Here is a 13,183-nt window from a genome sequence, read left to right on the forward strand (position 1 = left end):
AGGGTAGCATCGTGAAGCCCATCAGCCCCTGGGCACCCGGAGCTGGACTAGTTGAAAAGCGGAAGCGCCTGGTTATCGTTGTACAAACTAGTAGGGGGGCTGACTGAGATACTTTTAAAAATGCGACAATTTAATGTTGTCTCTTCCCTAGTTTGTTTTTAATAAATACAAATGGGCTTTTATAAGGTTTCTATGTTACCTTCTCCTCTTCTTTTCCTTACTTTCGGGCTCAAAGAACGCTCCTCTGTTACTTATAAACCAGTTTATAACCTAAACCGCTGCTTCCATAAAAAACTGCAGATAACTTTTAAAGTATACCCGCAGTTCGTATCATACCAACCTATCTCATCGTTTTTTCTTCCGCTTCATCTCTAACAATTGATCCAAATGGTTTTCGTTCTCTTCCTTTGTATTTAGCTTTTTCGTCTTTTTCGGTGGTTTTGCTTGTTTTTTATTTGTTTCTCTATTAGAATCCAGCTGTGCCTCTTTCCCTATAGATACTGGTGTCTCTCTAGGTGCTGAGCTGATCTTTTGCTTAAAGGTCTTTTGCCGTTTAACACCTTCTTTTTTTTCAAACACAGCAAGGAATTTAACTGGTAATCCTAATCTTCTAATGGCAATTTCTATCAATAGAAGCAGGAAACTAATGAACAGCAAAACTTCTGTAATCTCCTGCTTTTGTTTAACTGGATTCTTTAGCGGTCGAAATGCTTGTGATTCTTTTTCTAGCTGAGAGCCGTCAGTTATTGCCAGAAGCTCGTTTACCTTTTCTTCATTGGCTCCGGTAATTAAATATTCATCAGAATAAGGGACGGTAAAGCCTGATTGGTAAACGGTGACATTTCCATCCTCATCCGTCTGTTTGACATGAATAAAATAAAGACCTGGATCATTGTCAACATCCACCTCATATTTTCCAGGGGCAATCATTTTTGTATTTCCTTCAACCACTTCTCCTCTTTCTGAAATAATGGTTGTTTCAATCGGGAGCATCGATAATTTATCTGCTGAAACGGATAAATAGGTTCGATCCTGCTCTTTTTCGACAGATAAAGAATACGCTTCTGAATCGTACTGTGGCAAAGTATTCGCGACCACTTTTGTAAAAAAGCTGCTCCATTGGTTCCAGCGAGCCCAATCCCCGTTCCATGCACCATTTACGTCAGAAGTGAAAGCTATCGTCTTACCTAAACCGTATTGCCATTCTGCTAATATCGGATCTTCCTTTGTGCTTTCAATCGGAACGGTGCTTTCTGCTTTGGGTGTTGTTGCGATATAGGCATTCATCTGGGGAATTCCTTGACTAAACAACGAATCCCATCCATAGCCAGATTTAATATTAGGATAAAATGGATTGTCTTCAATATAGGTTCTTGTCGCCATAACAGTTTCTCTTGATAAAATGGAAGGAATAACCGTTGAATCCTGTACATCATAAAAACGCCCTGCCCCAAGCTTTGCTAATTCCTCCAACAAATTTCGGTCCGCATCTGCGCCTAAAGCTACCGTTGACATCGTAACATTTTTCTTACTGCCTTCATTAATTAGCTCTTCGTAATCATTATTCGTCGCAGATTGTCCATCGGTGAGTAAAATGATATGTTTTCTTTTTACATCTAAATCACTGATTTGATCATAAGCTTCCACTAATGACCCATATATTTCAGTTCCTCCACCAACTGGAACAGAACGAATTTTATTTACTACTTCTTCTTTATTTTTCAAAGGCTTAGGCTCCACTATCACCCATGGTTTATCATCAAAAGCAATAAACCCTAACGTATCTGTCTCTTGAAGCAATTCAACCGATCTTGCTGCCGCTTCTTTCGCTAACGAAAACTTTTGCCCATCCATACTTCCAGATCGATCTAAAACAATCATTAACGCCATTGAAGGCATTTCTTTTTTTCCTTTGATGTCCATATCTACTGGGAGAAGCTTCTCTATAGGTGTTTGAAAATATCCCCCTAGCCCGAAGCTATCTTCCCCACCTGTCATGAGAAAACCGACACCAAAGTCTTTGACACTTTTTTCGATAAGACTCATTTGATTTTCCGTAATATCTGTTGCAGCAATATTATTAAAAATAATCGACTGATAATTCAAATAGCCAGGAAGTACGGTTGGCAGCTGAATCGATGAACGTACCTCTACTTTATACCCTGCTCCTTCCATGATTTGTACGAGCGCTTTATTTGAATCATTTTGAACCAAGAGAATTTGCGGAATCGTTTTAACCATATTCACGACCTGCAGCTTGTTATTTTCAGCGTAAGCATCATTCGTCAATTCTAGTTCCGCTTTATAGGTTACTAATCCAGCCTGTTCCACTGGAAACTGGATTGGGATAACATTTGTTCCTTCTTTTATTTCAATTGACTTGGAAACAATTTTATTATTATTCTCATAAAAATGAAGCAATCCACTCTTTGCAATATTACTCTCAATCGTTACAGAAACCGACGCTTGTTCCCCTTCATATAAAGTGGAAGGCACTTCTATTTCACTAACGGCAGTATCTTCATAAGAATGCGATTGGAGCAAAACAGTATCTAATTCGATAGAGCGATTTTTTAATAACTTCGCAGCTTCGATGAGATTCCCCATCGTCTCGTTTCCGTCCGTAAATAGAATAATTCTTCCACCACTATTATTCGGAAAAACACTACTGGCAAGATTAATGGCCCCTTCAATATTCGTATGATCTTTCCCTGTCTCCTCATTCCATTTTGGAAAACGGAGACCTTCTTTTCCCATCATTTGTTCAATGGTTGCTTTCTCTCCAAAGGAAAGAACACTATATTCATCTTTTTCGTTCTTATTTTGCACGCTTTTTTCCAGCCATTCGAGTTGCTGGTCTCCTGAATCTTGTACACTTGCACTTCGATCCATTAGAAATACAACTTGTGTTTCTTTTTGCGGCAAAACTATTTGAGGAATAGCAAGCGCAATGATTAATAGGGAAAAAATACATGTTCTTAAAAAGAGTATAACCTGACTTTCCTTTCTATTTGTCATCATCTTCATCTGCTTCCAATATCGGTAAAGAAGAAAAGCAACAGGAAGGAATAGTAATAGAATGAATGGGTATTTAAACTCTATTTGCACGGCGATAAACCTCCCATTCCAGACATAAAATGATAAGAACAAGTAAACATAAAACATACCATAGCCAATCACTTTCCGTTTTTGTAACCTGATTTTCCTTTAGTTGGGTCTCGTTTAATATAAACGACTTTTGCGATTCAATGGTCTTCTCTCGGTCATCTAAATTCACAGAAAAATAAAGGAGCTCAGAATCATTTGTAAGCTGATAAACACCTGGTAGCTTCGGTGCCTGGAAGCCATCTTCCATCGAAAAGGAGTCTACTAATTGGTCATTTTCATTATATATATCCCAATCGGATTCTTGATTTGTTAATGAAATGGTTCTTGATTCTAAAGGCTGAAAATCTCCAACATAATTGGATTGTGAGGAAAGCCATAGATACATATTGTATAAAAGAATCGGAAAACTTGGGTGTAATGGCCAATCACTATCTTTTAAATCAAATTGAATGAATATGGCTGGCTGATTATTTACTTCCCCTTTTTGAATCAACGGCAGCTCTCCACTTTTAACAATCGGTTTCATACTTTCCATCGTTTGCTTTATAGCACTTGCGATAAAAACATCCTTCATATCTACATGTAATAATAATTCATCTTCACTTTGTTCTATCTCTGTTTGTAATTCTTCTTTTTTTCCATCCGTAAAAAAGAATACAAACGGAGCCCCAATATTTTCAGGTAGCGTAGAACCAGATAATAGGAAAATACTGTCCTGTTTCGTTAAAAATTCTGTTTTATCCTCCATTTGGATGACACGAAGACCAATCGCCTCAAACCCCTTTACCAAAAAAGGATTCATTTCCTTATCTGTATACATAGTTGTAATCTGTCTATTAAATACAGCGGTTTGCCTATTATCGATTACATAATCATCTGTAGCAGTAAGTTTGGCATTGTAATAAGATTTCTCGGGTAAATCGTTTATTGCGATTATTTTTCTTTCTTTTGGCTGTAGCTCAATCTCTTGCTGATAAAGCACTGTTTTTTCGCTTTCAACTTGAAAAGGTATTGTCTTAAGGGAATCTGATTGATTTTCCACCAAAGCAATCCCTGCTACTCCATCACCATTTTTTGATACACCAAAAGATAAAATCGAAATATTATCTGGCTTTTCCTGTTCTTGATTATGTACTTCTACGTAGAAGGAATTAATACTCTGTATCCTTTCCTTCTCTACTCCGTCAGAAAAAATATGAATAGCCGTTTTTCCCTCTTTTGCTAGGCTTGCGGTTAGTTCTGTGGCACTTTGCCAGTCTTCATGGGTATAGGAAAGCTCTATGTCTTTAATCGCTGCACTTACTTTATATCGGTCTGACTCATCATGTAGAAGTATTTTAGGATGATCATTTACCTCGAGAACCGTGACAGATTGGTTTTGCTGAATACGTTCCATCATTTCTAACGCAGCAGCTTTGCTTTCTTCTAATCTATTAGAGGCATTTTCCTTTGCGGCCATCGAAGCCGATGTATCAAACATAAAAATGATTTGTTCCCCTTTAATCGCCTCTTTAGCAAAATATGGCCCTACAAGTGCTAACATCAGCAAAAGCAAGCAAATAAGCTGCAGCCAGAATAAGACGTTATTTTGCCATTTATGTAACCATGAGGATGCCTTCATTTCCTTAAGAACTTCCTCCCAAAGTAAATTGGAAGGGATGATTTGTTTAGTATATTTCTTCCGAAAAAAATATAATAGGATAAATAATCCAATTAAAAATAGCAGCAAAAAGTAGTATGGATTTGCTAAATGCATTTTTTCTCTCCTTTTGGCTCGAAATGAATAAGAATTATTGAACCAATCCAGTAAATGCTAGTTCACGTAAAATGATTGTTTGTATATCTAATTTATCGCTGATTTGACAATAACGGATTCCATGTGTGGCACAAAGAATTTCTAGCTCCTGATTATGCTGTGTTAGTCTTTTTTTATAAAGCGTTTTAATCGAATTATTAAGACTTACATCTACCATTTTTCCATTTTCACTATCAACTAATTGTATATCGCCAGAAAGATGCGGATTTATTTCCGTATCACTTAGTAATTGAATCAGCCATATAGGTTGATTTCGAAATTTTAGCCGTTTAAAACTTTCCTCAAAAAGCGACAATGCTTCTAAACCATCAGTTATCAAAACAATCATTTGTGACGGCGCTGATAAAGAGCTAATTAATGATTGTGTGAAGCTTTCATTTATTGTCTGCTCCTTCATATCGACAATTTCGTAAAAGGTTCTTTTATTATGAACCGATCCTTTGCGATGAAAGGAAAGCTTTGTTGAAACAGCAGCAAAACTCAATCGATCCTCATGAGACAGTGTAATATAAGCTAAGCTTGCTGCTAGTTCTCTTGCTAACTCCCATTTAGAAGGGACTTGTTTCATCGAAGAAGTAGCATCAAGGAGTATACTAACAGAAATCTCTTTTTCATCTTGAAATCTTTTAATATATGGCTTATTCGTGCGACCATAGACATTCCAATCAATTTGGCGGATATCATCACCAGGATGATAGATTCTATAATCAGCAAAATCCAGGGAAGTGCCATGGATATGAGATTTTCTTCTGCCATTTTGCATTCCTGTACCCTTCATCGAAACTTGCAGGCTTTTTCGATTCATTCTTGCTAATAAGGAATGATAGTTCTTCATCGACCCTTCCCTGCTTCAATACGTAATGTTTTTTCCAAAATATCTTCGATGATCTGATCTGGAGTAACCCCCGCAATCTCCCCTTCAAAATTAAGCAAAATTCGATGTCTAAGAACAGGCACTGCCACATATCGCAAATCGGCAATAGAAATATGCAATCTTCCAGACGCTAACGCTCTAGCTTTTGCCATCGTTACTAAAGACTGTAGCCCCCTTGGTCCACTGCCTGCCTGAATATACTTGTTTCCTAATTCTGTCACATCCCCTGAGCCTGGATGAGTAGCAGAAACAATATTTACTGCAATGTCTAAAATATCATCAGCCACAAGAATTTGTTTAACAAGACTTTGCAAATGAATAATATTCTCTACAGTGGCAACTTGATTCAAAGTGGTTGAGTCTGTTCCTGTAGTCCGCTTAATAATTGCTTTTAATTCCTCTTTTGAAGGATAAGTTACATGTAATTTACATAAAAACCGATCCAATTGGGCCTCAGGCAATGGATATGTTCCTTCCATATCGAGAGGATTTTGAGTTGCTAATACAAAAAATGGCGCTTCTAATCTTTTCGTTTCTCCCATAATGGTGACCGTTTTTTCTCCCATTGCTTCTAATAAAGCACTTTGCGTTTTCGGTGTTGCTCGGTTGATTTCGTCAGCAAGGACAATATGCTTGAATAAAGGTCCCTCATGAAAATCAAATTGCTGTTTGCCTTTCTCATCAGGCTGTAGCACCATCGTACCGGTAATATCTGCAGGCATTAAATCTGGCGTAAACTGAATACGTGCAAAGGTAAGGTTCATTACTTCCGAAATTGTTCGAATCATCATCGTTTTTCCAAGACCAGGAAGTCCTTCTAAAAGTACATGTCCGCCTGCTAGCATACTCCAAAGTACCTCATCAGTGATTTTTTCTTGTCCGACAATAAACTTGCCAATCTCTTCTTTCACCTTTTTAAGTAAAGACTCTGCTTGGATAAAATCTTGTTCTACTGGTTCTTTTTCCATCTTTTCCCCTACTTTTCATTTGGTTTTATATCGGTAAAATAATTCTTCACAATATTTTCCAAGTCATGTGGTAATGTATATCTTGATGTACTTTCCCTATAAGAATCTTCATATTCTGAAAATACCTGTTCATATGGACGAACACTCCCTTTCAGAACTGGACCTTCCCCTTCTGTCACCTGACCTTTCTTTCCATTCCCTAATTCACCTGAATCCACTTCAATATTATCTTTGCCATCTACTTTTTCTGGGACAGTTAATAACTCTCTGCTTCCGCCCCCAAATCCTGCTCCAGAGCCATTTCCTCCTCCAGATCCACTACCATTCCCGGAGCCTGATCCATTTCCTGATCCTGAGCCCGACCCTGTTCCTGAACCATCCCCATTCCCTGAGCCGTCGCTACCATCATTTCCATTAGTGGAGCCGTCATTGTCCTTCTGCCCTTGTTGGCCATTAGCATTTGCATTTTCTGGTGAATTCGCACCATTATTACTTGATCCATCAGCAACTGTGCTAGAATTAGGTACCGTTATTCCATTTGCAAGACTTTCATTTTTAAGTAGATTTTCTAATTGAGCTAGTTCAGTCTGTACAGATTCCAATTGCTCAAGAAGCTTCTCATTATTTAATAAATCATCCATCTGGTCTAATAGCTGCTGTAACTGTTCTTCTGTTAACTGCTTATTTCCACCAGTCAATTGATTTAGGGCATCTCTTTGTTTTTCTGTTAACTGATCATATTGCTCGTTTGCTTTTTGTAATTCCTTCTTGACTAATTCTTGATCCTTCTCTGAAATGGCTTCAGAAAGAGACTTAAAGCCAGCTTCATTCAGCTTTGCTTCCGCTTTTTGTCGCTCATTGCTTTTCTCTTGAAGCTTTCTTTTTTTTAGCTGTAGCTCTTTCGCTTGTTTTTCCAATTCCGCAAAGGTTTTTTCGACCGTATCCTTCTTCTCTAATTCCTTTTGAACCTGTTTAAGTTCTTTTTTTACTTGTTGATTTGTTTCTCTTTTTATTGCTTTTTCTAATTCTCTTTCCGCTTTAGCCATTGTTTTTATCTCATTCTCTTTTTCCTTCGCTGCTTCCATATTAATGGATGGGAAAAGCTGCAACAGGACACAAATAACAAGAGAAGCAACTCCTGAAAAAACAAATTTCGGGGAGAGATAGCTTTTCTTCCGTTTTAATACAACTAATTGCTTCTGTTCCATTTCCGATATCGCCTGTTTTACAACTAACTGTTCTACAGCGCCATTACTCTGTAAATAGGCATAGGCAGTCGTTGCATAATCATCTGAAACGAACTGATTATATAGTTTTACAGCCTGTTTCTCAGTTGGCCATTTTCTCCATAATCGAAATAGAAAAAGAATGACACCGATACAAGCTGTTAGAAAAAGAATGGATGATAAAAACGGAAGCACAAAAAAATAGGCAATAACAGAAAGAAGGAGAAATACTCCTCCTAAAACCGCAAGTAAAAAACAGAACTCTTTTGCGATCATTTCTTTTGCTAGAGACGTTCTTACTGGTTTCACTAATTCCTTATATTGTTGGTGGTTTTCCATACGATTATCTACTTCCCTTTTGTCATATTCGCTCGCAATTTACGGACGCTAATTGTCAATGAAAGGGCAATAACTACACAATAACTAATGACATGTGCCGCCCATATAGGAAATTTTATCCCGGTCCATTCCTTTATTTGATCAGAAACGGTTGGTTCAAATATATCTGCTAGCACAATACCAGGATTAAACATCGCGCTAAAATAGACGGAAGGTACTTTTTTGGGTACAGAACTAGAATAGATATCTGCCATTTGAAATAGAATGAGCGATATAACGACCGTTCCACCGACAATAAATAGGGTAACACTGTAGGTTGTAACCATGCTGACAATCGTTTTGCGAATCAGCGTCGAAAATAAAACACCAAAGCTACCAATAACTAAGATTGTAAATAAGCTAAAGAAAAACACTTGCACTAGCTGTGTCGGGGAGATACCACCATATAGAAATACAAAGCTATATATTGGTAGACTCGCAAGGATTAATAAAACCAAATATGCAACAGAAGAAAGTAATTTTCCAATAATAATCGTAAAACTGCTTTGCGTTGTCGTTAACAAAATGCTTAATGTTTGCCTTTCTCGCTCACTACTAATTACTCCACCAGTAAGCCCTGGAGTAATAAATAACACTAAACCTAATTGAAAGAACGCCAAAAACATGAACATCATACGACTTTCCTGCGGTTTGAAAAAACCAACTGGGCTCGTTGTTCTTAGTACAAACATAAAAGCAACCATCAGCAAGGAGAGGGCAAGGAGATAAAACAGGATTCCAAGAAATGTTTTCCCTGAACGAAAGCGTAACTTTAATTCTTTATTTAATACAGGATTCATGAAGTAGGTTTTCAAGAGAATTCAACCTCCTTTGTAATTTCCATAAATACATCCTCTAAATTACTTTCCATTTCGGCGAAGCTAATGATCGGAATCTCCATATTAACTGCTGTTTTTAAAAGGCTCAACTGTTCCTCATCTCCGCCTTTAAACTGGAATTGAATCGTTTTAGCATTCTCCAAGACTTCCAATTTTGTAATTCGTGGGTTTTCTTCTAAAAATGCAATCGTTTTTGGCATATCCAGTGTTTTTACACTAATCATTTTTTCACTTTGCAATTGCTGCTGAATTGCTGATACCGTCCCTTGTGCGACTAGTTTCCCTTGATCCAAAATTCCAATAACATCACACATTTCTGCTAGCTCTGGCAAGATATGTGAAGAAATAAGAATGGTTTTCCCCATATTTTTTAGTTCTTTTAAAATCTCCCGCATTTCAATTCTGGCTCGAGGGTCCAAGCCAGAAGCAGGTTCATCTAGAATTAGAACAGCCGGATCATGAATTAAGCTTCTAGCAAGACAAAGTCTTTGTTTCATTCCTCTCGACAAAAGATCCACATAATCCTTTCGCTTATGAGAAAGATTTACTAACTCTAATAATTGTGGGATTAATTTTTCTCTTTTTGCTGCCGGAATCCCATAGCTAGCGCCATAGAAATCTAAATATTCTTCTGCTTTTAGCTGATCATAAACACCAAAGAAATCAGGCATATACCCTAATTGTTTTCTTACCTCTTTCGGCTGCTTAATGATATCCGCTCCATTAATAGTTGCCGTGCCAGAGGTAGGTGCTAATAAAGTAGCAAGAATGGAAAATGTCGTCGATTTACCTGCCCCATTTTGACCAACAAACCCAAACACACATCCTTCTTCAATCTGAAGTTCTAGCGGTTCAAGCGCTGTAAACTTTCCATACTTCTTGGAAAGACCTTTAATTTCTATCATTCTTTTATCTCTCCTTTAATCTTAACAGACGGCAGCTGAATATATGGATCTCCATTCGTTGCTTTTACTACCTTCATATTGATTATTTTATTTTCATCTAGATAAGCAGAAACTTTATCTTCATCTACTTTAAAAAGGCTAGTTATTTTTTCATAAGAATCTGTTTCTTTATTATAAATATTGTATGTGACACCTGGATTACCATTTGGCTGAACAGTTAATGAATCAAACGATAGCGATTTTATATCATACGATTTAGGAATTTGAAGTGTATATAAATACTCGCCATCCTCTAATGAAATATCATTATTTTGGTAGTTCTCACTATAAATGGCTCCTTCGATAACGGTTAATTTTTGTTCCATATTTCCTTCATTTATCGTAAATGCTCCTGGAAAATGATTGGTTAAAATAATCGGCTCCATGATTAAATTAGTGCTATTTTTCGTTTCCTTTTCGCTAGCAATCCCAACATTCACGATATCTTCATTCGTAATCGCAACTAACATCGAATCTCCAGTAGATATGTTATTAAAGTAGTAATCCGTACTTAATACCATGCTTTCCGCCACTAATTCTCTAAACTCCTTTAAATCATGGCCATTATAATCGTAAATATAATAACCATAGCCATTTCCACTTGGTCTAGAAAAGTATTTATTGCTATGTGTGACTTGAACATTTTTTGTTTCACCAGATTTAATAGAACCTAGCTCGATTTTTTCATTACCTGACCAGATAAAGACTTTTGAAAAATCAAATGGATACAGATTCGTTATCGTTCCTGAAATATCTTTTTCTGTTACAGCAAAATCATGGCTAAATCCACCTTCCATTGGCATAGAGGTTTTTCCATACATGGTACGGCTAGACCAATATTCTACTTCTGGAAAAATGATTTCACTACTTTTCACTTTTTCATTTTTAATAGCCTTAACTTGCAGCTCTCCATATCCTAAATAAGGAAAAGGAGTATATGTATCTTGATCAAAGGTTAAAGCAAAATCACCGGATTTATTCGATAAAAGGGTTGTTGCTTGGTAGCCAGATAAATAATTATTGCTATATTGGTAGATACCCATTTCATTCAACTGCGGATTTTTTATTTTATCTTTTGCCCCAGTAATAAACATTCCTAATGATAAAAGAATCGAAAGACACGGAATAATCCACCAAGCATGCTCTCTTTTATCGTATTTTCTTAGTATAAAATACAATATTGGCACAATAACTAATAAATAACCTGCCAGTATTATTAATAAAAGACCAGTTGTAATCGTAGAGCTTTTAAAATACTCATTTGATTCGACAAATTGATAGTACAGATTACTTAAAGGATTCCCACTATATTGGTAATTTGCCGTTATCCGTGTATTCTCTGTTTGCAATAGATTTTCCATCCAACTATTAAAGTCTTGCCAATTCAGTAAGGTAGAATCACTAAGTGAAAAAGAGGTTTGAATAATTTTCCCTTCCCCAAGATTTTTTTTCGCAACCAGTGGATGCTCATTATGTATCGTTATGGCGTCAGAACTGTCTGTTAGAGAAGACCGAAAAGCAGTTATCTTTTCCTGTTCTTTCGTTTTTGTATCAATTCCAGACAATGGAATCTCTTCTTCATTTCCAAAAGCCAATGGCATTAGTGATTCTAAATTGCCATATGCTTGCTTTCCATTTGTCGTTGCACCGGTAATTAAGATTCCTCCTTTTTCTATCCATTTCTTAATCGCCAGTTGCTGTTCTTCTGATAATTCTGTTAATGAGAATTGATCGACCATTAAATAGCTTAGCGTTTCAAGGCCTAATGCTTGATCTGGTATATCTTCTTTAAGTAGCTCTGTCGTAAAAATGGAACTGCTTGAAAGCTTTCGCAAATTTTTAAATTTGTCATACTGATCGGTAAGAATGCCTAAAGTCTGATCTGAAATTAAGGTAAGCCTTAGTTCTTTAACACCAGTAAAACTTACTTCCTCGTCTTTTTGCCAGCTATCTCGATATAATTTCATTTTATTACTAGTATAGTTAGAATCCGAAGAAATCCCTGGTATTGTTACGGTATACGTTTTCTTGCTGTTTGCTGGTATGTCGACAGGTACTAATGTTTGTCCACCGATATCATAACTAGGAGAATAAGGAATAAGTAAGTCACCTTTGAAATCCTTCTCTTTATTCTCAATCGTGACCTTTAGCATAAATCCTTTGCCATCCATTACTTTGCCATCCAAGCCAGCTTCTGTTGTAATTTTTATGCCGGATGTACTTGCTGCATTTGCTTCTTTCACAATAAAAGTGGTGGCCAAAAATAAAATAAAGCAGATGATTAAAACTTTTTTGACTTTTCGCAAACTGTGTTTCCCCCATTTTTTATTTTTTCATTCTATTTAATAGACGATTGGTAATAGTTTTCACCCTACACCAAATTAGAAAAAATTTCATAATGTAATTTTACAATATACTATACTTTTTATACATATTTTTTGTAAAATTTTTCTTCTTTCGTTATTAGACGAAGGAAATGGTCGAAAGGTTTTATATGCCAGAAACTATTTTTTAGTATTTTCGAATCAAAAACTCCTGTTTGTGAAAGTTAACAGGAGTTTTAGTATATATCCGTTATTGATTTGGTTACTTTTCGGACGAATTGATAGCAAAAGCATCCTGTATAATCAAACAAAAATCTAATTTATATGTCATCTAGCCATTATATCAGCCAATCTTGCTCTTTTTTCAGCCAAACCAAAAACTAATGAATATGAAATAAAATTAGAATACTTGCTGGAATCGCAATTAAAAGCGCGCCGATTATTTTCATGCGCATGCCTGATAAACTATTTAGAAATAGATTTTCTTCTTCTAAAGTAAGCAGATTTCCCCAGTCTGCTTCCTCCATTTTTTTAGCTGGTAAGGAGTCTCCAAGTTGAACATAGGCATGATGTTCTACAAGATGTCCTTTTATCATTAAGGCAATTCCTCCAATAAGAACAAGTAAAACAACGCATTGAATAATCATACGTTTTCCCTCCGAAAAATAAAGTAATATGCTACTTTTTATTATTCTACTTATTCTTA

General features: G+C 36.4%; 9 protein-coding genes. All 9 read right to left on the reverse strand.

What is annotated here, in order from left to right; translation table 11 throughout:
* Positions 1–345: 345 nt before the first annotated feature.
* The 9 genes from ADJ83_RS22205 to ADJ83_RS22245 all read right to left on the reverse strand — a co-directional run bounded on the left by ADJ83_RS22205 (position 346) and on the right by ADJ83_RS22245 (position 13,124).
* Positions 346–3,108 carry a VWA domain-containing protein gene (locus ADJ83_RS22205; protein WP_031534434.1) on the reverse strand — a complete coding sequence of 921 codons (2,763 nt, stop codon included), beginning with the start codon at positions 3,106–3,108 and terminating at the stop codon, positions 346–348.
* Positions 3,092–4,864 (reverse strand): BatA domain-containing protein, encoded by a 1,773-nt coding sequence (locus ADJ83_RS22210; RefSeq protein WP_031534433.1) that lies wholly within the window; start codon positions 4,862–4,864, stop codon positions 3,092–3,094. Before ADJ83_RS22210 ends, ADJ83_RS22205 begins: the two co-directional genes overlap by 17 nt.
* A 34-nt stretch (positions 4,865–4,898) precedes the next feature.
* Positions 4,899–5,759 carry a DUF58 domain-containing protein gene (locus ADJ83_RS22215; protein WP_031534431.1) on the reverse strand — a complete coding sequence of 287 codons (861 nt, stop codon included), beginning with the start codon at positions 5,757–5,759 and terminating at the stop codon, positions 4,899–4,901.
* A complete protein-coding gene (locus ADJ83_RS22220; protein ID WP_031534429.1) occupies positions 5,756–6,766 on the reverse strand; it encodes an AAA family ATPase in 1,011 nt (336 codons plus the stop codon). The genes ADJ83_RS22215 and ADJ83_RS22220 overlap by 4 nt, the downstream gene beginning before the upstream one ends.
* A gap of 8 nt (positions 6,767–6,774) precedes the next feature.
* Positions 6,775–8,331, reverse strand: a complete 1,557-nt coding sequence (locus ADJ83_RS25780; protein ID WP_048719120.1) for an AAA family ATPase — start codon at positions 8,329–8,331, stop codon at positions 6,775–6,777.
* An 8-nt stretch (positions 8,332–8,339) separates the two neighbouring features.
* Complete coding sequence (locus ADJ83_RS22230) at positions 8,340–9,185, reverse strand: ABC transporter permease (RefSeq protein ID WP_031534424.1); 846 nt, start codon at positions 9,183–9,185, stop codon at positions 8,340–8,342.
* Positions 9,182–10,114 (reverse strand): ABC transporter ATP-binding protein, encoded by a 933-nt coding sequence (locus ADJ83_RS22235; protein ID WP_031534423.1) that lies wholly within the window; start codon positions 10,112–10,114, stop codon positions 9,182–9,184. Before ADJ83_RS22235 ends, ADJ83_RS22230 begins: the two co-directional genes overlap by 4 nt.
* Entirely contained in the window at positions 10,111–12,459 is a 2,349-nt protein-coding gene (locus ADJ83_RS22240) for a hypothetical protein (RefSeq protein ID WP_031534422.1), read from the reverse strand. Before ADJ83_RS22240 ends, ADJ83_RS22235 begins: the two co-directional genes overlap by 4 nt.
* A 398-nt stretch (positions 12,460–12,857) precedes the next feature.
* Positions 12,858–13,124: a hypothetical protein gene (locus ADJ83_RS22245; protein ID WP_031534420.1), complete on the reverse strand. Its 267-nt coding sequence runs from the start codon at positions 13,122–13,124 to the stop codon at positions 12,858–12,860.
* Between the last annotated feature and the right edge of the window lie 59 nt (positions 13,125–13,183).

Source organism: Bacillus sp. 522_BSPC (genome assembly GCF_001076885.1).
Taxonomy (GTDB): domain Bacteria; phylum Bacillota; class Bacilli; order Bacillales; family Cytobacillaceae; genus Niallia; species Niallia hominis.

What these genes read in the sequence shown, in the direction of transcription:
- ADJ83_RS22245 (WP_031534420.1), bottom strand. Translation starts at nt 13,124, where the DNA reads ATGATTATTCAATGCGTTGTTTTACTTGTTCTTATTGGAGGAATTGCC.
- ADJ83_RS22210 (WP_031534433.1), bottom strand. Translation starts at nt 4,864, where the DNA reads ATGCATTTAGCAAATCCATACTACTTTTTGCTGCTATTTTTAATTGGA.
- ADJ83_RS22235 (WP_031534423.1), bottom strand. Translation starts at nt 10,114, where the DNA reads ATGATAGAAATTAAAGGTCTTTCCAAGAAGTATGGAAAGTTTACAGCG.
- ADJ83_RS22215 (WP_031534431.1), bottom strand. Translation starts at nt 5,759, where the DNA reads ATGAAGAACTATCATTCCTTATTAGCAAGAATGAATCGAAAAAGCCTG.
- ADJ83_RS22220 (WP_031534429.1), bottom strand. Translation starts at nt 6,766, where the DNA reads ATGGAAAAAGAACCAGTAGAACAAGATTTTATCCAAGCAGAGTCTTTA.
- ADJ83_RS25780 (WP_048719120.1), bottom strand. Translation starts at nt 8,331, where the DNA reads ATGGAAAACCACCAACAATATAAGGAATTAGTGAAACCAGTAAGAACG.